Annotated in this window: 22 protein-coding genes; 10 read left to right on the top strand and 12 right to left on the bottom strand. The window is 55.7% G+C overall.

Translation table 11 applies throughout. From position 1 onward, the window contains the following. Positions 1-60 precede the first annotated feature (60 nt). Entirely contained in the window at positions 61-1284 is a 1224-nt protein-coding gene (gene chrA / locus SOJ49_RS19445) for a chromate efflux transporter (RefSeq protein ID WP_369856124.1), read from the top strand. Between the two features lie 15 nt (positions 1285-1299). Here chrA and SOJ49_RS19440 read toward each other — a convergent pair whose 3' ends face one another. From SOJ49_RS19440 to argE, 3 genes are all read right to left on the bottom strand, one after another. Then, a complete protein-coding gene (locus SOJ49_RS19440) occupies positions 1300-2139 on the bottom strand; it encodes a spermidine synthase (protein ID WP_369856123.1) in 840 nt (279 codons plus the stop codon). Positions 2140-2155: 16 nt separating this feature from the next. After that, entirely contained in the window at positions 2156-3460 is a 1305-nt protein-coding gene (gene argA, locus SOJ49_RS19435; protein ID WP_369856122.1) for an amino-acid N-acetyltransferase, read from the bottom strand. Positions 3461-3586: 126 nt separating this feature from the next. Beyond that, positions 3587-4759: an acetylornithine deacetylase gene (argE, locus tag SOJ49_RS19430; protein WP_369856121.1), complete on the bottom strand. Its 1173-nt coding sequence runs from the start codon at positions 4757-4759 to the stop codon at positions 3587-3589. Positions 4760-4773: 14 nt separating this feature from the next. Here argE and SOJ49_RS19425 point away from each other — a divergent pair, with 14 nt between their 5' ends. From SOJ49_RS19425 to SOJ49_RS19410, 4 genes are all read left to right on the top strand, one after another. Further along, complete coding sequence (locus tag SOJ49_RS19425) at positions 4774-6168, top strand: inorganic triphosphatase (protein WP_369856120.1); 1395 nt, start codon at positions 4774-4776, stop codon at positions 6166-6168. A 27-nt stretch (positions 6169-6195) separates the two neighbouring features. Beyond that, positions 6196-7968 carry a GspE/PulE family protein gene (locus tag SOJ49_RS19420; protein WP_369856119.1) on the top strand — a complete coding sequence of 591 codons (1773 nt, stop codon included), beginning with the start codon at positions 6196-6198 and terminating at the stop codon, positions 7966-7968. Positions 7969-8066: 98 nt separating this feature from the next. Then, on the top strand, positions 8067-8561 hold the full coding sequence (locus tag SOJ49_RS19415) for a hypothetical protein (RefSeq protein ID WP_369856118.1): 495 nt from the start codon (positions 8067-8069) through the stop codon (positions 8559-8561). A 210-nt stretch (positions 8562-8771) separates the two neighbouring features. After that, on the top strand, positions 8772-10241 hold the full coding sequence (locus SOJ49_RS19410; protein ID WP_369856117.1) for a hypothetical protein: 1470 nt from the start codon (positions 8772-8774) through the stop codon (positions 10239-10241). Here the strand turns inward: SOJ49_RS19410 and lpxL are convergent, their stop codons facing one another. The 3 genes from lpxL to hldE all read right to left on the bottom strand — a co-directional run bounded on the left by lpxL (position 10242) and on the right by hldE (position 13634). Continuing rightward, the gene (lpxL, locus tag SOJ49_RS19405; RefSeq protein WP_369856116.1) at positions 10242-11153 is read right to left on the bottom strand and encodes an LpxL/LpxP family Kdo(2)-lipid IV(A) lauroyl/palmitoleoyl acyltransferase; all 912 of its coding nucleotides are present in this window, start codon (positions 11151-11153) and stop codon (positions 10242-10244) included. 73 nt (positions 11154-11226) lie between these two features. Then, positions 11227-12198 carry an ADP-glyceromanno-heptose 6-epimerase gene (gene rfaD, locus SOJ49_RS19400; protein ID WP_369856115.1) on the bottom strand — a complete coding sequence of 324 codons (972 nt, stop codon included), beginning with the start codon at positions 12196-12198 and terminating at the stop codon, positions 11227-11229. Continuing rightward, the gene (gene hldE / locus SOJ49_RS19395) at positions 12195-13634 is read right to left on the bottom strand and encodes a bifunctional D-glycero-beta-D-manno-heptose-7-phosphate kinase/D-glycero-beta-D-manno-heptose 1-phosphate adenylyltransferase HldE (RefSeq protein ID WP_369856114.1); all 1440 of its coding nucleotides are present in this window, start codon (positions 13632-13634) and stop codon (positions 12195-12197) included. Before hldE ends, rfaD begins: the two co-directional genes overlap by 4 nt. A 132-nt stretch (positions 13635-13766) precedes the next feature. Between hldE and waaA the strand changes: the two genes are divergently transcribed. Next, positions 13767-14987: a lipid IV(A) 3-deoxy-D-manno-octulosonic acid transferase gene (gene waaA, locus SOJ49_RS19390; RefSeq protein ID WP_369856113.1), complete on the top strand. Its 1221-nt coding sequence runs from the start codon at positions 13767-13769 to the stop codon at positions 14985-14987. Positions 14988-15103: 116 nt separating this feature from the next. Next, positions 15104-15958, top strand: coding sequence for a substrate-binding periplasmic protein (locus tag SOJ49_RS19385; protein ID WP_369856112.1), 855 nt, complete (start codon positions 15104-15106; stop codon positions 15956-15958). Positions 15959-15996: 38 nt separating this feature from the next. On the opposite strand, the gene SOJ49_RS19380 is transcribed toward SOJ49_RS19385, so the two are convergent. Beyond that, positions 15997-17913: an ATP-binding cassette domain-containing protein gene (locus tag SOJ49_RS19380; RefSeq protein ID WP_369858092.1), complete on the bottom strand. Its 1917-nt coding sequence runs from the start codon at positions 17911-17913 to the stop codon at positions 15997-15999. A gap of 28 nt (positions 17914-17941) precedes the next feature. On the opposite strand from SOJ49_RS19380, the gene SOJ49_RS19375 reads away from it, so the two are divergent. Next, a complete protein-coding gene (locus SOJ49_RS19375; RefSeq protein WP_369856111.1) occupies positions 17942-18469 on the top strand; it encodes a TIGR02444 family protein in 528 nt (175 codons plus the stop codon). Between the two features lie 38 nt (positions 18470-18507). Here SOJ49_RS19375 and SOJ49_RS19370 read toward each other — a convergent pair whose 3' ends face one another. After that, a complete protein-coding gene (locus SOJ49_RS19370; protein ID WP_369856110.1) occupies positions 18508-19287 on the bottom strand; it encodes an AAA family ATPase in 780 nt (259 codons plus the stop codon). A 141-nt stretch (positions 19288-19428) separates the two neighbouring features. On the opposite strand from SOJ49_RS19370, the gene SOJ49_RS19365 reads away from it, so the two are divergent. Continuing rightward, complete coding sequence (locus tag SOJ49_RS19365) at positions 19429-19890, top strand: DUF4124 domain-containing protein (protein WP_369856109.1); 462 nt, start codon at positions 19429-19431, stop codon at positions 19888-19890. Positions 19891-19959: 69 nt separating this feature from the next. On the opposite strand, the gene SOJ49_RS19360 is transcribed toward SOJ49_RS19365, so the two are convergent. From SOJ49_RS19360 to SOJ49_RS19350, 3 genes are all read right to left on the bottom strand, one after another. Then, complete coding sequence (locus SOJ49_RS19360; protein ID WP_369856108.1) at positions 19960-20931, bottom strand: WD40 repeat domain-containing protein; 972 nt, start codon at positions 20929-20931, stop codon at positions 19960-19962. Between the two features lie 164 nt (positions 20932-21095). Continuing rightward, a complete protein-coding gene (gene rsd / locus SOJ49_RS19355) occupies positions 21096-21572 on the bottom strand; it encodes a sigma D regulator (protein WP_369856107.1) in 477 nt (158 codons plus the stop codon). A gap of 179 nt (positions 21573-21751) precedes the next feature. Continuing rightward, entirely contained in the window at positions 21752-22264 is a 513-nt protein-coding gene (locus SOJ49_RS19350; protein ID WP_369856106.1) for a disulfide bond formation protein B, read from the bottom strand. A gap of 176 nt (positions 22265-22440) precedes the next feature. Here SOJ49_RS19350 and SOJ49_RS19345 point away from each other — a divergent pair, with 176 nt between their 5' ends. Further along, entirely contained in the window at positions 22441-22848 is a 408-nt protein-coding gene (locus SOJ49_RS19345) for a flagellar basal body-associated FliL family protein (protein WP_369856105.1), read from the top strand. 90 nt (positions 22849-22938) lie between these two features. Here the strand turns inward: SOJ49_RS19345 and gshA are convergent, their stop codons facing one another. Beyond that, on the bottom strand, positions 22939-24537 hold the full coding sequence (gene gshA / locus SOJ49_RS19340; RefSeq protein ID WP_369856104.1) for a glutamate--cysteine ligase: 1599 nt from the start codon (positions 24535-24537) through the stop codon (positions 22939-22941). Between the last annotated feature and the right edge of the window lie 223 nt (positions 24538-24760).

Here is a 24760-nt window from a genome sequence, read left to right as displayed (position 1 = left end):
GCCTGATGGGTCACGTCAAAAACCGGCAACACTCGCGCAGAGTCGTGCAGGATTAAATAGATGTCCCCTCAACACTACCGCGACAGGAATCGTATGGCACGAGTGAGCGAAGTATTCCGGGTTTTTCTGCTGCTGGGGCTAACCTCCTTTGGCGGCCCGGTTGCCCATCTGGGTTATTTTCGTACCGAGTTGGTGGATAAACGCCGCTGGTTGAGTGACGCCGCATATGCTGACCTGGTGGCCTTGTGTCAGTTTTTGCCTGGCCCGGCCAGTTCCCAGGTGGGGTTTGGCTTGGGTTTGATGCGGGCCGGCTGGCCGGGAGCATTGGCTGCCTGGCTGGCGTTTACGCTGCCATCGGCGCTGGCGCTGGTGTTACTGGCAACACTGGCCAGTACCGCAGCGGGTAGTCTGGAGGCACTGTTACACGGTCTCAAGGTGGTGGCGGTGGCGATTATTGCTCATGCGGTACTGGGGATGGCGCGTAATTTGTGCCCTGATCGGGCGCGGGCGTCGATGGCGCTGCTGGCGGCGGCGCTGGTGCTGTTACTGGGAGGCTTGAGCGGACAATTACTGGCGATAATGGCGGGTGCCTTGGCCGGTGCGGTCTGGTGTCGTCATCTGGCTATTCCAGCAGCGGTGGCACCCTTGTTCGGGGTTTCCCGAGGGGCTGCAGTAGTGGCTCTGGGGGTGTTTGTCGTTCTGTTGGCCGGGTTGCCCTGGATGGCAACACTGACCGCGCAGCCCGGTTGGCAGATACTGGACAGTTTTTATCGCGCTGGCGCATTGGTATTTGGCGGTGGGCATGTAGTGTTACCGCTACTGGAAGCCGAAACCGTTCAGGCCGGTCACATCGGAGCGGATGCCTTTTTGGCCGGATATGGTGCCACTCAGGCAGTGCCAGGGCCGTTGTTTACCTTTGCCGGCTTTCTCGGTGCTGAATGGGCGGCGGGGTTGGGCGCATCCGGGACAATGATCTGGAGCCTGGCCGGGTTGGCGTTAGTCGCCGTGTTTTTGCCAGGATTGCTGTTGTTGATCGCGGTGTTGCCATTCTGGCAATGGGCTGGTCAATGGGCGGGCTTGCGGGCGGTGATGGCGGGTGCGAATGCTGCTGTGGTGGGTATTCTGGGAGCGGCACTGTATCAACCCGTCTTTACCAGCGCCATTCAATCATCCGCTGAACTGGTGCTGGCGCTGCTGTGTTTTGTTTTGCTGACGGCCTGGAAGGCACCTTCCTGGTTGGTGGTGCTGGTGGGTGCGGGTGGTGGTTTGTTGCTTGGCCCATAGGCGCCTGATCAATTGCTAATCCTTGTCGGACATCAGATTGCCCAGCAGCAGGTGACTGTATTGCCGTTCCTTGTTGTAGGATTTGTCGCGAAAGAAGGGCCGTCCGGCGCGCCACAAGTTGAAGCCCAGTTCCGCCGACCAGCGTTTGGCCTGGACTTGTGCCTGCTTGGCAGCGGGGACTGTTGAGGCGGCTTGCGGCGGTTTTTGTGCCCACAGAATCCAGTTGCCATCTTTTGTTGTGGCATGCCGTGTTATGGGGAAGCGTTGCTTTAACTTCCACAGCCAGATGGCCTGATCGCGGTGTTCGCGCCACAGGTTCAGTACCAGCCAGCCACCAGGAGCCAGATGCTGGTGGCAGTGATCCAGAAAGTTTTCCTGCAGTTGTTGCTGATCCAGTCCGTCGGCCAGAAACAGATCGCTGAGTAACCAGTCGGCAGCGTTGGCAGGCGCTTGCGCCAGCCAAACGCCTGCATCGGCAATATTGACGTTGAGGTGGTCATTGCGAGGCAGGGCAAAATACTGTCGTGCCACCTGTAAGACCGCAGCGCGTAGTTCTACCACGTTGATTTGGGCGTCGGGGAGCAGGCGGTGGATGGCACTGGTCAGTAGTCCACCACCCAGCCCCAGCAGGCTGATCTGCTGCGGGGGTTGTTCGGTAAACAGTAACAGCGAAGCCAGCATGGCGCGGCTGTATTCATGCTGCAGCTGTATTGGCTGATGTTTGAGCAAGCAACTTTGTTCATCAGCGGTGCCGAAACTGAGGTAGCGTTTATTACCATCGTCGAACACTTGTATGACGCCATAGTCGTCGTAGCGTCGGTGTATTTCATTGGCAGCAATAAACCACTCACTCATAGTGTGATGCCTGTGTTCAGAGTGTTTTCAGGAATACCTTGGAGTTGCGCTGGAAGTTATAGAGCTTCTGACGCTCTTCGGGTAGATCAGATACTTGACCAGGCACAAAGCCTTGCTCAATAAACCAGTGTGCGGTTCGGGTCGTTAGCACAAACAGTTGTTGATACTGACGTCTGCGGGCTTCCTGTTCGATCTGTTCCAGCAATAGCTGGCCGCGATGGCCACCACGATAGTCGGGATGCACGGCCACACAGCCAAGCTCGGCACGATCATCAGAATAAGGATACAAGGCGGCGCAGGCGGTGATCATGCCGTCACGTTCGATGACGTAAAAGCGGCTCAACTCGGTTTCCAGCAACTCCCGTGAACGGCGCACCAGGATACCGGCATCTTCCAGCGGTTTCAGCAGGGTGAGAATGCCACCAACATCATCAATTCTGGCGGGCCGCAGCTGGTCGTAAGGATCCTGGCTGATCATGGTGCCCTTGCCTTCACGGGTAAACAGCTCTTGCAGCAGCGCGCCGTCGTGGTGAAAACCGATCAGGTGGGCGCGTGGCACGCCCTGGCTAACGGCTCTCAGTGCCGCTTCGGCATGGTTGCGTGCTTCGCCGCTGATTTGTGGCAAGCGTTCTTCCAGTGCACGACAGGTCAACTGTTGCAGGGTATGGCCAGTGTTATCCAGCAAGCCGTCATCCTGACCCATCAGAATCAGTTTGTCGGCGCGCAGGCTGGTGGCGGTGTGGCGGGCGACATCTTCAACGGCGAGGTTGAAGACTTCCCCTGACGGTGAGTAACCCAGGCAGGACAGCAGCACAATATTACCGGCCGCCAGCAGATCCGTAATGGCGCTGTGGTCTATCCGGCGAACTTCGCCAGTGTGCTGGAAGTCGATGCCGTCAATCACCCCCATGGGCCGGGCGGTGACAAAGTTGCCGCTGACAACTCGCATGCGGGCACCGTGCATGGGAGAGTTGGGCAGCCCAACCGACATGCGTGATTCAATATCGGCCTTGACGTAGCCAACGGCAGCCTTGACGGCAGTCAGGGCCTGACGGTCGGTGATACGGAAGTCCTTGTGGAAGGTACTCTGTGCCCCCAGGCGCTCAAGGGCCATGTCGATTTGTGGCCGGGCACCGTGCACCAGTACCAGGCGTACGCCGAGACTGGTGAGCAGGGCGATATCCTGCACGACGTTGGTGAAGTTGGCATCGGCGATGGCATCACCTTCGAACATCAGCACAAAGGTTTTGCCCCGGTGCGCATTGATGTAGGGGGAAGACTGGCGGAACCATTGCACGTAAGCGGTGGTGTCAGGGGTCACTGGCGTCAATGCTGTGTCTCAGGCAAATAGGGTTAATAAACTGATTTAACCACGCTCACCGGCTGCGGACTACTTCCGCCGCTGAAATGGCAGTCTAGCGGCGGCGGTGCGAGTGGCAGATAATGGTCAGCGGCTCTCTTCGAGACAAAATTGCTGTATCAACGAGCGAATCAGCTCGACCCCCGGCGCTATCTGGCTGAGCGCCAGAAATTCATCGACCTGATGAGCCTGATCAATACTGCCTGGCCCCATGACGATGGTTTCAAACCCGAGTGCCTGCAGAAAGGGCGCTTCGGTAGCAAAAGCGACGGCTTCACTGCGATGGCCGGTCAATCGCTCTGCCGCTTGCACCAGCGGGCTGCTGGCAAGGGTTTCAAACGGTTCGATACCCGGGAAGTGGGTTTCCAGTTCAAAAATTACGTTATTCCGGGCAGCTATCGGACTCAGCCGCTGGCGAATTTCGTGGCGCAAATCGTCATTACTCATACCGGGCAAGGCGCGCAGGTCGAAGGCCAGTTCGCAACTGCCGCAAATCCGGTTGGGGTTGTCACCCCCGTGGATGCAGCCAAAGTTGAGCGTGGGGACCGATACGGCAAAATGGGCATTGCTGTACTGCGCAGCCAGCTCCTGGCGCAGGTTTTTCAGCTCACCAATAACATCGTGCATGGCGTCAATACTGTTGATGCCCAGTGCCGGGTTGGACGAGTGTCCAGCACGTCCGGTCAACCGTACGCTTTCCATTATAATCCCCTTGTGCATGCGGATAGGGCGCAGGCTGGTGGGTTCACCGACCACCGCATAACGGCCCTTCAGTCGGCCCTGGCGGGCGAGGTCGCGGGCGCCGCACATCGAGCTTTCCTCGTCGGCAGTGGCCAGAATCATCAAGGGTTGTTTGAAGTCGCTGGTATGAAACGCCTGTACGGCTTCCAGTACCAGTGAGAAAAAGCCCTTCATATCGCAGGTACCCAGGCCATACAGACGACCGTCCCGCTCGGTAAGGGTGAAGGGGTCTGAGATCCAGCGTTCCGGGTTGCAGGGCACGGTGTCGGTATGTCCACTCAGCACCAGGCCACCATCCCCCGTTCCTCGTGTCGCCAACAGATTGGCTTTGCCTGGATTACCTGCCACCGGCAGAATTTCAGTGGCAAATCCCAGTGTTTCAAACCAGCCGGCCAGGCTCTGAATCACCGCCAGATTACTCTGGTCGTATTGGGGCAGCACCGAGCTGATACTGTTGTGACCAACCAGTGTGGACAGGCTTTCGACAAATGTGGGTACTTTCTTGACAGAATTGGACATGGAGCAATGACCTTGTGCTTGCGCAACCTGACGAGCGTCATGACAATAGCGTCATGACTTATGAAATCGAGCTCAAATTACGTTTTGCTCCAGACAAGACGGCGGCATTGCAGCAGGCGCTGGATAGTCGGGCAACCCGTGGCGGACATTCTACGCTGAACAATACCTACTTTGACACTGAGGAAGGAGCCTTGTCGCGCCAGACCTGTGCCTTGCGGATTCGACAAAAGGGAGAGACCGCCTTCGAGCAAACCCTGAAGACCCTGGGTAGCAGTCAGGGCGGCTTGACGGTGCGCCATGAGTGGAACTGGCCACTTGATCAAGGGCAGCTGGATGCCTCCTTGCTGGCCTCCGACGAGGTGTTGGGGCACTGGCCTGAAGGCATCTCTGCTGACTCCCTGATGCCCCTGTTTAACACTCACTTTGAACGTCAGCGCTGGATTTGGCAGCTGGGTCAGAGTGAGGTGGAAATTGTGCTGGATCAGGGCCTGGTACAGGCGCAAGGAGCCGAGATACCGCTGTGTGAGCTGGAGTTGGAACTGTTGCAGGGTGACCCGGCAGTGATCTGGAGGATGGCGGAAGCGCTTTGTGCTGAAGTGCCCTTGTGGATCAGCGATATCAGCAAGGCTGAACGGGGCTACCGGCTGCTCGGGCTGGGCCGCGACTGGCAACAGCCGGGTGATGTTTTTGAGGTCGGTGTCGACTTCGCCAATTTGCCAGATCAACTGAACAATTGCTTCGAATGGATCAAGCGGGCGTTAGAGACCCTGCTGTGGGAAGCTCCACCACCCACCACTCAACTGGCCGTCGGCTTTGCCGCCCACCTGCTGGCATTTTTTACGTTGGCCCGGCTGGAGCCGTCGTACCGGCAATGCCTGCCGACAGTGACCTTGGTTAATCCGTCGCTGGCACTGACGAGTGCCTGTCTGGTACGGACTGAGTTTGCCCAGCAGTCGCCGGTTGTACAATGTGCGGTCACAGATATAGCCGAGTGGCGTGATCAGCCGATGCTGGCTCAGACCTTGTTGAAATTGGGTCGCTGGTTGTGGCAGTTGCAGACGAGTACCAGCACCCCGCTGCCGCAACAGGGTAAGATGACATTCGACCGGTTGCTGGCACAGTGTCAGAGTGATCCAGAACATCGTGGGGCAGGGTTGGAACAGCCACAACGGCTGGTCGAATGGATGTTACTGGACGACGGCCTGGCATTGACTTCCCGCTGGCATCATGATGTTCGCACCAGCGCTGCCGAGCTACTGGGTTTACAGCTTGAACTAACGGCTATTCGACATTACACCCCGACGTTGAATAGCGAAGACTGGCGACAACGTTGCCAGCAGCGGGATGACCGTCGGTTACATCTGTCCAGCTTGCTGATCCAGCTGTCAGAACAACGCCCCCTAGTTTAATCCACTTCACTACCCCGGAGTTTTTCCATGCAGTCTAGTGCTGATCGCCAACTGAGTCTCACCGGTCTGCTGGAGGATATGCGCAGAGACAAGTTGCTCAGCTCTAACGATTATGAACAGGCGTTGGGCATTCGCCGTCAATCTGGCGAAGCCAGCCTTCATCCGCTGACCTTGCTGGCGCGACAGAATTTTCACGATGCCCGTCCGAACGGCAAAACGTTGACAGAAGATGCCCTTTGCGAGTGGCTGGCCGGTCGAGTGGGGATGACTGCCTGCCAGATTGATCCACTGGAAATTGATGTGCCCTTGGTCACGGATGTGATGTCCTATGCCTTTGCCGAACGTCATCGTATTCTCGCAGTGCGGGTGACCAGTGATGAACTGGTGGTGGCTACGGCGGAACCGGATGTGGCCAGTTGGGTGGGTGATCTGGAGCATGTCTCCCGGCGCACAATTCGCCGAGTACTGGCGGCACCTTCATCCATAGAGCGTTATCGGGTTGAATTTTATCAGCTGGCCAACTCGGTTAGCCGTGCGCGTGGTGATCATGCCGGTGCCAGTGCGGTACAGAATCTGGAAACCATGCTGGAGCTGGGCAAGGCCCGAGCTCCAGACGCCAATGATGAGCATATTGTCAATATTGTTGACTGGCTGTTGCAGTACGCTTTTGATCAGCGCGCCAGTGATATTCACCTGGAACCGCGCCGCGAGGTAGCCCATGTCCGCTTCCGGATTGATGGTGTACTGCATAATGTGTACGAGTTGCCTGCCCAGGTGGGCACTGCGGTGTTGGCGCGGATCAAATCGCTCGGACGTATGAATATTGCTGAAAAACGCAAGCCACAGGACAGTCGGCTGAAGTCAAAGACGCCTTCCGGGCAAGAAGTGGAATTACGTTTGTCGACCTTGCCAACCGCCTTTGGTGAAAAGCTGGTGATGCGTATTTTTGATCCGCAGGTACTGGTGCGCAGCTTTTCCGAGCTGGGTTTTGGCAAGGAAGACCAGCGCCGCTGGCAGCAAATGGTCAGCAATAATCACGGCATCGTATTTGTCACCGGTCCTACCGGTTCCGGTAAAACGACGACGCTTTATTCCACGCTGAAGCAGTTGGCGACGACGGATGTAAACGTGTGCAGCATTGAAGACCCGATTGAAATGGTGGAAGCGTCTTTTAATCAGATGCAGGTGCATCCGGGTATAGACCTGACCTTTGCCAGCGGGGTGCGGGCTTTGCTGCGGCAGGATCCTGACATCATCATGGTAGGAGAGGTTCGAGACCTTGAAACGGCAGAGATTGCGGTGCAGGCAGCGCTGACGGGTCATCTGGTCTTGTCGACGTTGCATACCAATGATGCGCCTTCGGCGTTTACCCGATTGCAGGAGTTGGGTTTGCCAGCTTATCTGATACGCTCCAGTGTGCTGGGTGTGATGGCGCAACGGTTGATTCGTTCATTGTGCCCTCACTGCAAGAAAAAACAGCCCACTGACGAAGCGGTATGGAAGCAATTGACGGCACCATGGTTGGTGAAAACCCCCGAACAGGTGTACACCGCCGTTGGCTGTCTTGAGTGCCGAGGTACCGGTTATATGGGCCGTATGGGTATCTATGAAGTGATGCCGATGACCGAAGCACTGGAACCCCTGGTCAATGAGCAAACGGATCAGCAAAAACTGCGGCAGGCCGCGATGAAAGAAGGCATGCACAGCTTGCGTCTCAGTGGTGCCCACAAGGTCGCAGCGGGTTTGACAACAATGGAAGAGGTAATGCGTGTCGCGCCATTAGCTCGTCATTCAAGCTGATATGGTTAACAGCAATTCAGTAACGCGAATCGTCATGGAGCGTAAAGCCTCCAGCCGCTACAATGACTGACAGCTAATCAAGGTAACAGGACATTCAGGTGCAAAAACTCGTTCCTCCGATTATCGATCTCGAAGCCTCAGGCTTCGGTTCAGGCAGTTATCCGATAGAAATCGGATACGCGCTGGAGGATCGTATGGTTAATTGCTGCCTGGTGCGCCCGGCCCCGTCATGGCGACACTGGAGCGATGATGCGGAAAAAATTCATGGCATTTCACGCAACATGCTTGAAGAGGACGGTCTGAGTCCTCGCGAAGTGGCATTACGTCTGAACGATGCCCTGCGTGGCAAAACCCTGTACTCCGACGCCTGGAGTTATGACAGTTCCTGGCTTGGACGGTTGTTCGATGAAGCCGAGCTGATACAGCGCTTCCGCATTGAGACCATCAACCGCCTGCTTACCCAGGAGCAGATGGAAGCATGGCACGACACCAAAGACAGTCTGTGGGCTGAAATGAGCATAGATCGCCATCGTGCTGCCAATGACGTACGGGTGTTACAGGAAACGTTCTTGCGAGTCACTGGACGGATCTGAATTCAGCATCGCGGGTGTTGCTTGTTCTCTCGACCCTTATGTTCGGGGGTTTTCTCGTCATTCTGTCTGTTATGCTGTCACCCGCGGCGGTTCTGGTTAGTGCCGTTAAAAACTTGCGGGTTGGTTCGCTGGTTTTGTATTGCAAACATGGCTACATTGGATGCCCCTCATTCGGGCCCTACCGGCCTCTGACGAGAACTGGAGATAAGAATGGATGTCAGCCAGTTAATACCACTGGCAGCGCAGCTCGTGACCCTGGTCGCCCTGTTTCTGGTGGTTACCCCGTTAAAAAAACGTCTTGATCAAATTGAATCCCGTCAGAAAATACAAGCTGCCGAGCAGTCAGAGCAATATAAGCTCAGCTCAGAAACTCTGGACAGTGTGGTTAATGAAATCAAGGATCACTTCGAAATCAGCCTGAACAATCTGCTGCGCGATACCGATGACATCAACAACAATCTGAAAGTTAATGGTGAACAAAGCCAGCGCGCACTGGAATTGCAGGAATTGGCATTCAGTGAAGCCACCACCGGCAATACCCGGATTCAGGATGTGTTGTCGGAAAACCATCGTCGTCAGCAAAAATTGATTGAAGACCTGACCCGTACTTCGGTGGCTGCATTCCGTGAAACGACCGCTCATGTGCAGGGGAATGTTCACCAGGCGCTCGAAGTGCACAACGGCGCATTACTCAAACTGAGCGAATCTTCCCAACGTATGCTTGGCGGTATGACTGCGAATTTCAGTGAAATAAGCAAGGAAATTGCCACCCTCAAAAAGGCGGTGGCAGCGATTATTAACTTCCAGCGCAGTTTTGATCACACAATAGCCACCCGTTTAGAGCAGGCGCTGGAACCGGTGGGCGAGCAGCAAAAGCAGCACTTGGCGGAGCTTCACTCGGTATTTGAGCGTCAGGGTCAGCAACTGGAGCTGGCCGAAACATTCATAACCACATTGGCGGACATCAATCGTTCCTTGCAGATGCAGCGGCAGCAGTTACATGACGTGAGCGAGAACAGCAGCACTGTTGCTGATATGACGGAAAACCTGGTGCGTAACCAGCTGGAAGCCAGCACCTTTGAGCGTCGGCATGAGTCCCTCAGCCAGGAAGTGGCAGAACTGTCAGTGATGATGCAGCCGCTACTGGAATCCATTCATGATACGCATCCGGCGGCGGCTGGTGATGCCACAGTACTGGCTGAATCACTGGATGCGTTGCGTCTGACACAGCAGCAGGCGACGACTGAACTACATGACCTTCGGCAAGTGATGCAGTTGTTACGTCTGCAAAAACTGGTTTCAACCAGTATTGCTAACCAGGCACTGTCGACCGATATCAGTGCCAATGGTGCCCGTATAGAAACTGCGGATACGGTGCAGTATTTAAGCCCGTGCCGTATCGAGCAGGTAGAAGACAAGTCGACAGGGGAGTCAACCCGATTCAAGTTTGATGATAGCGGTCGCAAGCTGACGGCGGAAACCTTTATCAGTGATCGTCTCAAGTATCGGATGCATTTTGATGTGGCCGGTAATCCGACCCGCTCCTCCGAATACGATGAGCTGGGTCGGGAGGTCTTTCAGTACGACTACAATCCGTTTGGTGAACTGGTCAGGAAGACTCAGCTGCATTATGACCCGACGGGTATGGCGGCTGGCAGCACCGAAACCTTGCTGGTCTGATTAACGATACAGGTTGGCTTTGCCGTTGCCAGCGTCAGGCTGGGTCTTGAAACGGCGATGTAACCACAAATATTGTGACGGATGCTGGCGTAATTGCTGTTCGATAAAAGCATTGGCGACACGGGCGTCCTCGACGTCGTCACCGCTTGGAATCGGCAGCGGCGGATGGACAGTAATGTCATAGCCAGAATTGTCATCACGGCGGAAGTAAGTCAGTGGCATGACCGTTGCGTTGCCTGCTTTGGCAATGCGAGAGGTCGCGGTAATAGTCGCGGTCGGAATACCAAAAAAATCCACAAAGACACTGTTCTTGCGGCCAAAATCCTGATCTTGCGCGTACCACAGGACTTCGCCCTGCTTGAGGCAACGAATAAAGGAGCGGATGTCCTTGCGGGTATAGCAGCCAGTGTAGAGTTTTTGCCGTTGTTGCTCCATCAACCAGTTCATCACTGGGTTGTCTTGTGGCCGATAGCTGACGTTAGCCGGTAATTGGGTGACAAACAGCGCGCCTGCCAGATCCAGCATGGAGTAATGTGCTCCCAATAATATGACCCCTCGGCCAGTGGCCAGTTCGGCCTTCAATTGCTCGAAGCCGTGAAAATGGGTGCGATCCAGCAGATAGTCCGGCCGTCGGAACCAGCCGATCAGGGTTTCCATCAGACCAATACCGTTGTCGATAAAGATTTGCCGTACCAGCTGGGTTTGTTGTTGCTCGGTCTTTTCTGGAAAGCAGAGGCGCACGTTCACCGTCGCAATATGGCGGCGGCTTTTACCGGTTTTGTACAATATCAATCCCAGTGTTTTACCAAGCGCCAGTTGAATCCGATAAGGCAGGTAGGTCATGGATATCAGCAGGCCGGTTCCGAGCCAGACAGGCCAGTAACGGGGATGTAACAGGTGCTTCGGCGGCATGGGAGAATCTCTTTCGACGTCCGGCAGATCCGGCAGGGCTGCCGGATCTGAACCTTTTGTGTGGGTAATACACTCAGTGCTGGTCGAGCCAGTTCATATAGGCATAGACACCGGTTTTGACATCGGCAAAGGAGTGGTCGTAGCCGACGCTGCGCAGGGCACCTATATCCGCTTCGGTAAAGCTTTGGTAAGCACCCTTGAGGTGATCCGGAAACGGCATGTATTCCTTGCGGGCGCTGTTGCCCTGTTCGCCATGCCAGGTGATCACGGCATCGGCAACGTCATTAAAGCTCTGGCATTGACCTGTTCCCAGGTTAAAAATGCCACTTTTCTCCGGGTTGGCCCAGAACCACAGGTTGACCTTGACAACATCACCCACAAACACAAAGTCGCGGCGCTGCTCGCCATCGGCATAACCATCACAGCCAGCAAACAGCTTGCAGAGCCCGCTGGCCTGAATCTGGTTATTAAAATGGAAGGCGACGGATGCCATGGATCCCTTGTGTTGTTCGCGCGGGCCATAGACGTTGAAATAACGGAAGCCAACGACCTGGCTCTGAAACAGCGCCGGTGAGCTGCTACGCAGTTGGCGTACGTACTGGTCGAACTGCCACTTGGAGTAACCATACACATTCAGTGGCTGCTCGAAACTGCGTTCTTCCTTGAAGACCGCACTGCCACCATAGACGGCGGCACTGGAGGCATAGAGGTAGGGAATGCGTTTTTCGAGGCAGGCATGCAGCAGGATTTTGGAGTATTCGTAATTGTTCTCCATCATGTACTTGCCGTTCCACTCGGTGGTTTCGGAGCAAGCACCTTCGTGAAAAATAACCTCAACATTATCCAGCAGGCCGTCATCTCGCTGTACTCGCTGGATAAAATCATCCTTGTCGAGGTAGTCGGCAATGTCGCAGTCGGCCAGGTTGTAGAATTTTTTGCCGTCGCTGAGGTCGTCGACCACAATAATGTCACTGCGGCCCTGTTCGTTCAGGGTTTTGACAATGTTGGCACCAATAAAACCGGCGCCGCCGGTAACAATGATCATGCCTTGTTCTCCTCGGAATTCTGGATACGTTTGACGATGGCACTGGTAGAGCAGTTGTCTTTGAAGCTGAGGATGATGACCTCGCCGCCGTTGTCCTGAACACAGCGTCCACCGGCAATCTGGTCAACGCTATAGTCTCCACCCTTCACCAGAATATCCGGTAACAGGCGACAAATCAGGCGCTCAGGGGTGTCTTCGGCAAAGGGCACGACCCAATCGACACTTTCCAGTCCGGCGAGCACCGCCATTCGGTGATCAATCGGATTGATCGGCCGACTCGGGCCTTTCAGACGGCTGACGGAATCATCGGCGTTGACCGCGACCAGCAGCCGGTCGCCGAGGGCCTTGGCTTCCTTGAGATACTGCACATGGCCCGGATGCAAGATATCGAAGCAACCGTTGGTCATCACCAGGGTTTCGCCACGTGAGCGGGCCTCTTCAACCAGTATAGCGAGGCTGTCTTCGTCAAACATGCCGGCTCCCTGGTGGCTTTCGCTGCGTAACTCGGCGCGCAACTCTTCTGTGGTGACGGTCGCGGTGCCGAGCTTGCCAACCACGATACCGGCGCCAGTGTTGGCCAGAATCGTGGCTTGCTGGAGGTTGCAGCCAGCGGCCAGTGAGGCCGCCAGCACCGAAATGACGGTATCGCCAGCGCCAGTGACGTCAAAGACTTCACGGGCGCGGGTTGGTAGGTGGAACGGCTGCTGATCCCTGCAAATCAGCGTCATGCCTTTTTCGCTGCGAGTAATCAGGATGGCGCCCAGCGCGTAGGTGTCGATCAGGGCTCGACCTTTGGCCACCAGTGTCTCGTCATCCGGGCAGTGACCCACCACGGCTTCAAATTCGCCTAGGTTGGGGGTAATCAGGCTGGCGCCACGATAACGTTCAAAATCGGTGCCCTTGGGGTCGACCAATACCGGGGTGTTGGCGCGGCGGGCGGATTCAATCAGCCGTTGCGGGTTGTTCAGGGCACCTTTGCCATAGTCTGACAGCACCACGACGTTGGCCTGGCTGATCTGCTGGTCATAGGTCTCGACCAGTGTCGTTATATCGGTGGCATGAAAAGCTTCTTCAAAATCAAGCCGGATCAACTGCTGCTGACGGCTGATGATACGCAGCTTGGTGATGGTCGGGTGACTGGCGTGTTCGAGAAAATAACAACTCACCCCGGCCTGCTGTAACAAGCCGGATAACTGGCGGCCATTGTCGTCGTTGCCGGTAATCCCCAGCAGCTCAACATGGGCGCCAAGCGTGGCAATGTTGAGGGCAACGTTACCAGCACCACCGGCACGGTTTTCACTGTCCTGGATCCTGACCACGGGCACAGGGGCTTCTGGAGAAATACGGGAAGTCGGACCTTGCCAGTAGCGATCCAGCATGACGTCACCAAACACAAGCACGTTGGCCTGGTGGTAGTCGGGAACTTTGGTATCCATCGTTATTAACGCGCTGAAAAAGGAGGGCCGAGTCTAGCACAATGGCTTGTTGTGCTACCATTCTCCGCCTTGTTCCAGCGAGAGAACTCACTTGTGGCGCGGCTTGCCTATACTTTTTTACTGACCCTGATAATGCCTGCTCTGCTCTGTCGCATCTGGTGGCGCGGGCGACAAAATCCGGGCTATCGCCAGCGTGTTGGCGAACGGTTGGGCTGGGTGATCGCTCAGACCCAGCCTGGCGCTATTTGGATTCATGCGGTTTCTGTCGGTGAGACGCTGGCGGCGGCACCGCTGATTGAGCAGCTGTTACAGGATTATCCGGATCGCACTATCTGGATAACCAGTACCACACCGACCGGAGCGGCACAGGTCGAACGTTTGTTCGGCAACCGGGTTAAGCGCAGTTTTATGCCCTACGACCTACCGCTGTGCTGGTGGCTGTTTTGCCGTCGGGTCAAGCCTGTCTGTCTGGTGGTGATGGAAACAGAATTATGGCCGAATTTGCTGGCATGCTGCCAGCAACGCCGGATTCCAGCCTTGCTGGCGAATGCCCGGCTGTCGGCACGCTCGGCGCGAGGCTATGCTCGCCTGGCTGCGCTGACCCGTCCTATGTTGCAGCGTTTGACCCGTGTGGCGGTACAGAATGAGGTGGATGGCCAGCGCTTTCTGGATCTGGGTTTGCCCCCCGCGCGGCTGACGGTGTGTGGCAGTCTCAAATATGACGTGGTGGTGCCTACGAGTATTGAGGATCAGGCTCACGATTTACGTCAAGGCTGGGGAGCTGATCGCCCAGTTGTGCTGCTGGCATCCAGTCATGAGGGCGAAGAAGCGCTGTTGATGGCTGCAGCTCGACAATGGATGCAACGCTGGCCGCAGCTGTTGCTGGTGCTGGTGCCCCGACATCCGGAGCGATTTGACCCGGTAGCACAAACCTGTCTGGACGAAAGCTTTATTGTGGCCCGTCGCAGCCGGCAGGAGTCCGGCAATGGTTGTCAGATTTATCTGGCGGACTCTATGGGTGAAATGCTGCTGCTACTGGCGGCAGCGGATGTTGTGGTGATGGGGGGGAGTCTGGTGCCGCGAGGTGGCCATAACCCGATCGAACCCGCTGCATTGGGCAAGCCGGTACTCATGGGGCCTCATTATTTTAATTTTCAGGCCGTGGTGGATGAGCTGGAAGCCGAAAAGGCATTACAGCTGACAACATCCTCTTCGTTGGTGACGGATGTGGCGCGATTGCTGGACGATCCGCAGCAGCGGCAGCAAATGGGTTACGCCGGACAAAACAAGGTTCGGCATAGCCGGGGAACGGTCGCCCGGCTTGCGGCAGAGGTGGCGGTGTTAGTGCCGTAAGGTGCTGGAGGCGGTGTGAATGGCTGTCGGAAGACTCTGCACGTCTCTGCGACGGGATATTGCGGAAATCTCCGGGTCTTGCGTTCAATAAAATGATTAATAACTGGCGGTTAACAATGCGTTTGTTTTTGAGTGGCAGTCCATTGTGGGGGAGGATTTCCTGGTGCTACTGGATTGGCGGCTGTGTTTATGGGCTGACCCTGGTGGTGTTGCTGACAGCGGCCTCGTGGGTAATGGCCGCTGAGGCCTTGCAGCTGCTGGCCGTAGAGGAGCCTCCGGCCAGCTATACCGATTCGGATGGCCGCATCAGTGGCTATGTGACGGATATTGTTCGTGAAATCCAGCGGCGTACCGGCAATGACAATACGATTCGTATTGTACCGGAGCAGCGGGCATTGGAGCTGGCGCAGGAACAGGCTAATGTCGTGCTGTTCGGTTTTTCAAAAACACCGCTACGGGAACTGAATTTTCATCTGATTGCCCCGGTATTGAGTAAATCCTGGGTGCTTTATGGTCGCAAGGACTCGGGTTTGACGCTGGAGTCGCTGGAGGACTTCAAGGGACTGGCAGCGATTGGCGTGGTACGAGGTGATATCCGCGCTGAATATTTGCAGCAGCACCAGTTTTTGAATCTGAACGAGGTGTCGCGACATGAGCACAACGTCAAGAAACTCTATCACCATCGAATTGATGCACTGTTCTACGAGCCGCTTGGCCTGGCCGATGTGTGTGCCAACCTTAGCTTGCCACTGTTAGCTTTTGAACCCTTGCTGACGGTGCGTCGATCTGAGGTATACATCATGATGTCACGCTGGGGCACCACCAACGAGATGGTTGAGCAATGGCAGTCGGCTGCCCGAGAGATGCAACAAGACGGTACGTTTGAGCATATTGCCCGGCTTTGGGCTGATAAAATTTATCAGCGTTACGGCGTTCATAGTGAAATCAAAGACGGCATGCTGAATTTCTGAGCAATCAGCAGCGGGCCGTCCAGTACGCAGGCGTCTGATCAGTCGCTGCTTTCCAGTTGCTCAGTCAGCTCCATCCAAACCATTTCGATGTCTTCCAGTTTGGCTTTGGTGTCAGTCTGTTCGGCTAACCGCTGTTTCAGATCGTCCTTGCGGGCGTCTTCGTAGAGACTGCTATCGGCGAGTTTTTCTTCTACGGCGTTAAGCAGACCTTGCAGCTTTTCCATTTGTTTTTCTGCGGCTTGCTGTTGTTTGCGCAACGGTGCCAGGCGTTGGCGGCGTTCAGCATCCAGGCGCTTCTGTTCCTTGCGGTCAACGGCATTGGTCGTGGCGTTCGCGCTGTGGCCGTCAGTGCTGCCAGGGTCGACATGGGCAGCACCCCATTGGCCACGGTTGTTGAGGTATTGATGATAATCGTCCAGGTCACCGTCAAATTCCTGCACCTTGCCATGATCGACCAGCCAGTATTCGTCGACACTGGCCTTGAGCAGGTGGCGATCGTGACTGACGATGAGGATGGCACCGGGAAAATTCTGCAGCGCCAGGGTCAGGGCTTCGCGCATCTCGATATCGAGGTGGTTGGTCGGTTCATCCAGAATCAGCAGGTTGGGCTTCATCCAGGCGACGCAGGCCAATGCCATACGAGCTTTTTCACCACCGGAGAAGGGTTCGATCACTTCCAGTGCGCGCTCGCCATGAAACCCGAAGCCGCCGAGAAAGTTGCGAATCGACTGCTCGCTGGCCTTGGGCTTCAGCCGTTGCAGGATCAACATGCCGGAGGCTGAGGTATCGAGGGATTCGAGCTGGTGCTGGGCAAAATAACCGATGTGCAGGTGCTCGCCACGGGTACGTTCGCCGTTGAGCAGCGGAATTTCTTCGCACAGGGTTTTTAACAGGGTCGACTTACCGGCTCCGTTCGGGCCAAGTAAACCGATACGGTGACCTGGTACGATGGACAAGTTAACGCCGGGGAGCAGTATCCGGTCACTACTGGGCTGGTGATAACCCAGGTCGGCCTGCTTCAAGGTCAGCAGCGGACTGGACATCTGTTCGTGACAGGGGAATTCAAACCGGAACGGCGAGTCGACGTGGGCCGGTGCAATCAGCTCCATACGTTGCAGTTCTTTCAAACGGCTTTGGGCCTGCTTGGCCTTGGATGCCTTGGCGCGGAAGCGGGCGACAAATTTTTCGATCTCTTCAACACGGGTTTGCTGCTTCTCGAACAGGGTCTGTTGCTGGGCCAGCTTTTCTGCCCGCAAACGTTCGTAGGCGCTGTAGTTCCCCGGATAAAGTGTCAGCTTCTGCTCATGCAGATGGACAATATGGTCGGCGACACCGTCGATAAAGTCACGATCATGAGAGATAAACAACAGCGTGCCGGGGTATTTGCGCAAATACCCTTCGAGCCACAGCGTCGCTTCGAGATCAAGGTGGTTGGTTGGCTCGTCGAGTAATAGCAGGTCGGATGGCATCATCAATGCCTGCGCCAGATTCAGCCGAATACGCCAGCCCCCGGAAAAGTCTTTCACCGCACGCTGCAAATCGGTTTGGCTGAAGCCCAGGCCATGCAGCAGTTGCTCGGCCTTGACGGGAACTTCGTAGCCCTTGTGCTGATCCATGCGGTCGAGCCAGAGGGTCAGCTGGTTATCATCGGTGGCGTTGGCGATGCCAGCCTCGATAGTGCGATAGGGCTTGTCGCCGTCAATCGCGTAATCCAGTGCGCTGCGCTCGCTGGCAACCACTTCTTGCGCCATATGAGAAATTCGCCACTTGCCGGGAACCTCCAGATCTCCACCATCCACCGTCAATTCGGCATTCAGTAGTGCAAACAGACTGGACTTGCCAGCTCCGTTAGGGCCGATCAGTGCCAGTTTCTGGCCATCATGGATACGCAGGCTGGCATTTTTCAACAGGGTTTGCGTACCCCTTTGCAGGGAAACCTGATTAAATTCGATCATATTCGACAAGTGACTAAAGGTAGCGGCAATGGCGGCGCAGTGTGCCACAGAATCCCTGGACAACCCACTGTGGCAATTCGCCCAGCGGTTTTACCAGGTGAACAGCGTTGAGCAGCGGTTGCTTGAGCTTCAGGATGAGGGGGTCGATGTACTGCTGGTGCTAGCGGCATTATGGCTGGCCAGTGACTGGCGCGCTTGGCCAGAAGATGAGCCGTTCCAACAGGCGTTGACCGGCTATGTAGGCTGGCGTGACAGCGTTATTCGGCCGTTGCGGAATATACGCATCACGCTGCCGCGAGAGCAGGACAGCAACCGTTTTGCTGGCAGTTTTCGTCAGCGAGTCAAAGACCTGGAGCTGGAAGCGGAACAGTTCGGTCTTGCTGGTCTGTTTTCTTTGCTGGACGACGTTGCCGATGACTGTCCAGAAGATGAAAGTCTGGCCGATTGTGTGATGGAAAATCTGGCGTGGGTGCCGGGGTTGCCGCGAATCGATCCGCATGATGAGTCGCCCGAACCACTGATCGACGCACTGGAGGTTTATCTCGAACTGGTGTAACTCACCTGCCGCTGGCAATCCGGCGTGTGGCGGCGCTGTTAGCGCGTCAGTCGACGACAGAACTCGACTCGGGCGCGGGTGTCGTCCAGCCATGCCAGCAAGGCGTCCCAGTGTGCCAGATCCTGGGTTTCGACCTGCTGGTCGTCGATGATTCCCTGCCCCAGTTCGCTGGTTCTCACATAGCGTTGGGTATCCCTCAGGGTGGTAATAAAGGGGATGCCGAGACTCTTCAGAAACAACGTCAGCTTGGTGTAAACCAGGGTGTTCTTTCGGGTTCGGTTGGCGACCACCGCGATTGCTCTAGGTGATTGCCGAAAACTTGGTGACAGCATGACATCCCGAATAAATGTCGTCGCAGCGCGAATATCGATAGCCGATGGCAGCACTGGTATGATCACCGCATCGCTGTGCCGGATGCGGTCGCTGAGGGCATTACCTGTCAGTCCGGCCGGAGTATCAATCACAATCATGGCGGTGTTGCTGGGTACTCGCATTTCCCAGCTGCGAGTGCCCTGGGTCTGGCTCCGCCGAGTGGCACTGACACCGGTAATGTCGGGAAGCGCTCGATCCCGTGCTGCGAGCCAGTCAGTGGCCGACGCCTGGGGATCGTAATCGATCAGCGCGGTAGGCAGCTGTCGGGCGGCAAAAAAACTGGCCAGATTGGTTGCCAGCGTCGTTTTACCACAGCCGCCCTTGGCATTGGCTATCAGCACCCGAAACGGCTTTTCGTGACGAATTACCCGAACACCGGCATCCTTGCTTGGCGATCGGGTGGCATTTGTCGCAGAATCACTTCCCGTTGCGGAGGCATGGGCCACGGTCTTTTCTCCCTCTTCTGAACGTCGTGCAGGTGTCCGGAATACCGGGTTTCGGGTTAAATCGGGTAGTACCTGCAGACACAGATGCTCTGAAGCATAGGCTACAATCAACAAAAAATAAGCGTATCAAGGGATGATCAAATGTTAAAAGCCAGAATTCTGATTCCGCTGGCATTACTGTTGGCCGGAGCATTCATAGCACCTTACTTTCTCAAAGGCCCGGACGGCAAGCCATTGATGGCGTTTGTTGAACAAGTGGATTCGACGCTGTCGACGGCCGCAACACGGCAAATCTATTACAAATGGCAAGACCCCGATGGTATCTGGCATTTTGGTGATGAAGTACCTGAGGGCATTAATGCGATACCGGTGCATGTGGATACCGCTGCCAATATTCTGGCACCAACTAGCGTCCCTAAACCGGAAGCGGACGACAACACTAAAAAAAAGGGACTGGCTGCAACGGACGATCCCGACAGGGTAAAACCGGGCCTGGAAGCCCTGTTTAACCCCAAGGCTGCCGAGCAAACACTGAATGACGCCAAAGCGGTGCAGGAAATGCTGAACGAGCGGAATAACCAGTTGGAACAAATGACGCGTTAAGGCCTGACAATCTGCCGCCATTGCCAAAACAGTTGACGGCAGCAGCCAGAGAAGCTGGGCTGATGTGGGTTATTGCAGCTGATAGACCTGGCCGTTGGTGCCCACCGCCAGATAGTGGCTGCTGCCGAAGGCAACGTCTTCAACCAGGACTCGGGGCTGATTCCAGACGCTATTGCCGGTGATACGCCATTGGCGGAGTAGGGTGCCATCGGTGGTGTGCCACAGACTGACCAGGCCATCACTACTGCCGGTCAGCAGTTGTGATCCATCGGCCGAAAAGCGGGCGCAAGCATAATAGCCCGCCGGTTTGGGCAGCTCGATTTGCAGTTGCCCTGAGGATACTTCCCATAACTTGCCGGTTTCCCTCAGCGCCGAGCTGAACAGCCAGCGGCCATCGCGGCTCAGGCTGACGGTACGCACCTGATTGCCGTGGGCAAGGCGCAGCAGTTCCTTGCCGGTTTCCAGTTGCCAGATCCGGGCCGTAAGATCGTCGCTGGCACTGGCGGCGAGCTGATCACTACCATCCAGGTCGACATCAAATACCGCGCCATCGTGCTGCAGGCGCTGGCGAATACCGCCGTTCTGGATGTCAAACAGGGTGGCGGTGTAGTCTCGCATCGCCAGCAAGGCGTAGCGCCCGTCACTGCTGAGGGCCAGGTCTTCAATATCACCAGGGGTGTTCCAGAAGCTGACGGCTTCGCCGGTCTGGCGTTGCCAGAGGACGATGGTGCGATTGTCGGCGCTGGCAACAAAGTGCTGGTCGGCGGAAAAGGCGCTGGCCAGTACGCCGGTATTGCTGCCTTCGCGGTGGTTCCAGTCAAAATGGCGTTCCGGTGGCCACAAACTCCAGAGGCTGCCGCCGTTATGGATGCTGCCCACCATCAGCCATTGGCCATCCTGACTGAAGGTTGCGGAATAGACTCCCTGGTTGGCGACCGTGGCAGTGGATTCCGGCGCATCACCACCTGGTAAACAACCTGTCAGTAACAGGCAACAAAGGGTACTGGTGACCAGCCGGGCACTGGTTTTCAAACAAGGCATGATCCATCTCCTGACCGGCAATTGCAGTGGTGCCGGAAGTCACACAGAGCGAAACCGAGGTTGCGCAGGGACGGCTGAATAAGAGGCAGCTGGAGAGAAGTGTAGACGAGGATAGTCGGGCGGGTGCTTCGAAACCGGTCGTGGGTTTCGAAGCGGTATAGGGATTACTCGGTGACCAGCTCACGATGCGCGGTGTGCAGCCGTTCAATCAGCTGGTCTTCCAGCTGGAAACGTTCTTCCAGTACTTCGCCCAGACGCGACAGGTCTTCTGACAGTTTGGTCAGCTGCTCCAGATCACAGGAACGATCGTAGCTGTCGTTGAAGTCGACACACTGAGTGGTCAGTTTATCCAGATTTGGCACGACCTGCTGGGCAAATTCCAGACCGCCGTCGGCGTATTCGCGGGCCTCGACCATCAATCGCTCGTAAATCTCAAAATGCCCGGCGGAGCAATAGTCCATCATCCCCTGGCAAAAATTCTGCAGCAATTCGGCCAGTGGTGTTTCTTCATGGCACAGCGGTTTGGCGGTGGAAAGATGACAAAACTGGACGATCAGCGCCTGGCGTTCATTCAGCCAGCTGTCGATCATTTTATGGACGCCACCCCAGCGTTCTTTGGCAGTGTTGACTTGTTCTAGCATATGGCACTCCTGTCTTTGGTCGTGAGTCTGTCCCCTGTGTTAACAACAGGACAGAGAACAGCCTCTGCTGGCGTTAAAAGCCAGAGCTGGCGTGATCAATATAGGCAAGGTTAAAACCCCTGTGCAAGCGGCTTTTTTAACATTTGCCGCTTGCAATCTGGCGAGTATCTGCTTGTTGGTCAGGACTTCCGATCACCGCGACGCCAGCTGCTGATCAGCGCAATCAGACCCGCGATGGCAAAGGCAATAAAGAACAGACGAGTCCATTCCGGCATGCTCATGTCCCAGAACATCCAGGACACATCGGCGCAGTTGCCGTCGCCATGCAGCATGATGCTGATCAATTCGTTCATGGGCAGGGTTTCAAGCAGGTAATCAAAGCTGGGGCCACAGGCCGGCACGTCTTCTGGCGGCAGATGCTGAATCCAGATGTGATGGTCAGCAACAACGGCACCAAAAATGGCAGACCCGGTAGTCAGCGCCAGTGCCAGGCGCGACATCCAGCGAAAACCATCAAAAATAAATGCCAGCAAGCAGCCAATGCCGATTAGCAGGGTTGCCAGGCGCTGCACCATACAGAGCGGACAGGGCTCCATGTAGAGCACAATTTCAAAATAATAGGCTGCGCCAAGCAGGGCAGCACAGGTCAGAAATCCGGCCAGATAGCCAAAACGCAATAATCTCGGGCTCATGGGTTTGCCTTATGCGAAATCGTGATGATGGGCGAGTGTATCACAGCCTTTTGTACGGGAACCCGATCGTGGCGGTGCAAAACCTGCGTTTGCAGCAGGGCCTGCTAAGCTTGTTTCAGAGGTTCTTCAATTCAAAGTGGCCGCGATGGCGGATGTCAGTCAGCGGGGAGTGAAAAATGTTCCGTCTGGTCGGGTTTTTGTTGTTTATCGGGATATTGGCAGGTTCTCAGGCGTATGCTGAAGATGAGCAGGACGCGGTGCCAGCAACCCAGTACATTTATTTTGAGCCAGCGCTGGTGATCAATTTTGGCAGCAGTGGCCGTATACGTTATTTACGCACCGAGATTGCGCTCAAGGTGTCATCGAAGGAAGCGGCGGGCAAGGTCAGTCAGCACAAGCCTTATCTGCGTAATACGTTGGTATTTTTGCTCAGTGGACAGGAATCTGACGCAGTGAATACGTCCCAAGGGCGTGAAATACTGCGCAAGCAGGCGCTGGAAGCGGTGCGGGTTACCTTGCAAACCCTGGAAGGGATGCCTTATGTCGACGATCTGTTTTTTAATACGTTTGTGGTTCAGAACTGAGGGGATGCCCCACGGTTTTGAACCACAAACACCATTGTCATCGTCTTGTTTCAATTCTGGTTGGCTGAACGCTGATCCTCTGATTGATGCTCAGCGTTTCAGGTAATCGGCAAGGAAGTCTTCGAACGAGAGGGTATCACTGGCTTCAATCCGGGCCTGTTCGTCCAGCGACTGGCGCGCCAGAGCTTGCCAGTGACGGTTAACCTCGGCTGCCAGTGGTTGTGACAGGGCTTTACGGTGTTGCCTGGCCTGTTGCAGGGTAAATTCGCTGAACTCCAGTCCTTGCTCCTGCAGTGCCGCCAGTACTTGTGCCGACGGTGTGTGCGACGGATCCGTCAGTTTCAACCCTTGTTGACCGAGTGTGTCGATGTGAAAGCTGTGGTGGTTGGCGGCGTCCATTTGTTGCGCCAGTGTTTGCATGTCATCCAGTAGAGCCAGTCCCCATTGCTGCAGACTGCGCTCCTCGCCTTGGCAAATCAGTGTCAGCCCTGGCTCCCGACCACGCATCACAGTGCGTTGCTGATTGGTCTGGATATCCTGATATTCGTTGTCGGCAATGGCATCACTGGATTGCAGCAGGCAGTAGCACAGGAACAGATCCATAAAGGCCGTTTGTGGCACATCGATGCCAACGGGCATAAAGGGGTTCAGGTCGGTATTCCGCACTTCGATGTATTCCACGCCAAATTTGTCCAGTGCTTCCAGCGGTTTTTCACCCTGGCGAGCGATCCGTTTCGGGCGGATATCGCTGTAGAACTCGTTCTCGATTTGCAGCAAGTGGGTATTGAGCTGCTGGTATACGCCGTCGTTGTTTCGTACTCCCAGCTTTTCGTACTCGTCGACCTGAACATGAATGGCATCGCCGAGTGTCGCGACGTAGTCGTCGACGCTGTTGTAACACACCCGCAAGCTGGACTGGGCATTGTTCTGATAGCCCAGGTCACTCATCCGCAAGGAGGTAGCGTAGGGCTTGTACAGCGTGTGCTGATGCAAGGTGTCGAGGTTGTGTTCTCGTCCGGCGAGGAAGCTGCTGCTGACCGCTGGTGACGCGCCAAACAGGTACAATAATAACCAGGAGTACCGGCGGAAGTTACGGATCAGGCCGAAATAGCGTCGTGAGATAAAAGACTGCATGGATTCGTCGGGCCGGTTATCCAGTGCTTTCAGGATTGGCCAGAGTTCGTCAGGGAGCGAGAAGTTGTAATGGATCCCGGCAATACATTGCATGGTGCGGCCATAGCGGTGCCACAAGCCATGACGATAGACATGCTTGAGCTGACCCAGATTGGAGCTGCCATAGGTCGCAATCGGTATGCTCATCTCGCCCTCCAGAATACAGGGCATGGAGCTGGGCCAGATCAGTTCGGCATCCATCTGGCTGAAGGCAAAGCGGTGTGCGATATCCAGGCAGGCGATCGCTTCATGGCCGCTGCGGTAGACCGGAGTAATAAATTCCAGCAAGGCTTCAGAGTAATCGGTGGTGATACTCGGGTGCGTCAGGGTCGAACCGAGACCTTTGGGATGGGACTTTTGGCTGATCACGCCGTCGTTATTGCAACGCAAACCTTCCTTCTCGATACCGCGCTGTAACCGGGTCAGCAGGGCTGCGTGTTGCGGGTTTTGCAGCAGAGCCAATGCGTCACGATAGGCTGCATCTCGGAAAGTATGAGGAAGGGTTGTTGTCGCCAAGGTCGTCTCGATTCAGAACAAATGTTGGCGGAGTATAAAAGAAACTTCGCTGCTGTAGTACGGGGGTCTTTTAGTCGCCCGGAAAATCACTTTTCCACTGCGGGGTATCGATGATCCCCCGGCGCTGATGATTTGTGGGCGGGGTCATGCACAATTTGATTTTTCGACACATCTTCACGGCGGGTGTTTGCTGAACAAAGCCAGTTATTTTTGTGGCCTATGC

The sequence above is a fragment of the Candidatus Thalassolituus haligoni genome, from assembly GCF_041222825.1.
Lineage (GTDB): Bacteria > Pseudomonadota > Gammaproteobacteria > Pseudomonadales > Oceanobacteraceae > Oceanobacter > Oceanobacter antarcticus.
This window is presented reverse-complemented; position numbering and strand designations above follow the sequence as displayed.

Coding starts and splice junctions, on each gene's coding strand:
- rfaD (WP_369856115.1), bottom strand. CDS start 12,198: ATGATCATTGTTACCGGCGGCGCCGGTTTTATTGGTGCCAACATTGTC.
- waaA (WP_369856113.1), top strand. CDS start 13,767: ATGCCTGCTCTGCTCTGTCGCATCTGGTGGCGCGGGCGACAAAATCCG.
- SOJ49_RS19440 (WP_369856123.1), bottom strand. CDS start 2,139: ATGAGTGAGTGGTTTATTGCTGCCAATGAAATACACCGACGCTACGAC.
- SOJ49_RS19420 (WP_369856119.1), top strand. CDS start 6,196: ATGCAGTCTAGTGCTGATCGCCAACTGAGTCTCACCGGTCTGCTGGAG.
- hldE (WP_369856114.1), bottom strand. CDS start 13,634: ATGGATACCAAAGTTCCCGACTACCACCAGGCCAACGTGCTTGTGTTT.
- SOJ49_RS19375 (WP_369856111.1), top strand. CDS start 17,942: ATGGCGGCGCAGTGTGCCACAGAATCCCTGGACAACCCACTGTGGCAA.
- SOJ49_RS19345 (WP_369856105.1), top strand. CDS start 22,441: ATGTTCCGTCTGGTCGGGTTTTTGTTGTTTATCGGGATATTGGCAGGT.
- chrA (WP_369856124.1), top strand. CDS start 61: ATGTCCCCTCAACACTACCGCGACAGGAATCGTATGGCACGAGTGAGC.
- lpxL (WP_369856116.1), bottom strand. CDS start 11,153: ATGCCGCCGAAGCACCTGTTACATCCCCGTTACTGGCCTGTCTGGCTC.
- SOJ49_RS19380 (WP_369858092.1), bottom strand. CDS start 17,913: ATGATCGAATTTAATCAGGTTTCCCTGCAAAGGGGTACGCAAACCCTG.
- SOJ49_RS19350 (WP_369856106.1), bottom strand. CDS start 22,264: ATGAGCCCGAGATTATTGCGTTTTGGCTATCTGGCCGGATTTCTGACC.
- argE (WP_369856121.1), bottom strand. CDS start 4,759: ATGTCCAATTCTGTCAAGAAAGTACCCACATTTGTCGAAAGCCTGTCC.
- SOJ49_RS19365 (WP_369856109.1), top strand. CDS start 19,429: ATGTTAAAAGCCAGAATTCTGATTCCGCTGGCATTACTGTTGGCCGGA.
- SOJ49_RS19410 (WP_369856117.1), top strand. CDS start 8,772: ATGGATGTCAGCCAGTTAATACCACTGGCAGCGCAGCTCGTGACCCTG.
- rsd (WP_369856107.1), bottom strand. CDS start 21,572: ATGCTAGAACAAGTCAACACTGCCAAAGAACGCTGGGGTGGCGTCCAT.
- SOJ49_RS19385 (WP_369856112.1), top strand. CDS start 15,104: ATGCGTTTGTTTTTGAGTGGCAGTCCATTGTGGGGGAGGATTTCCTGG.
- SOJ49_RS19360 (WP_369856108.1), bottom strand. CDS start 20,931: ATGCCTTGTTTGAAAACCAGTGCCCGGCTGGTCACCAGTACCCTTTGT.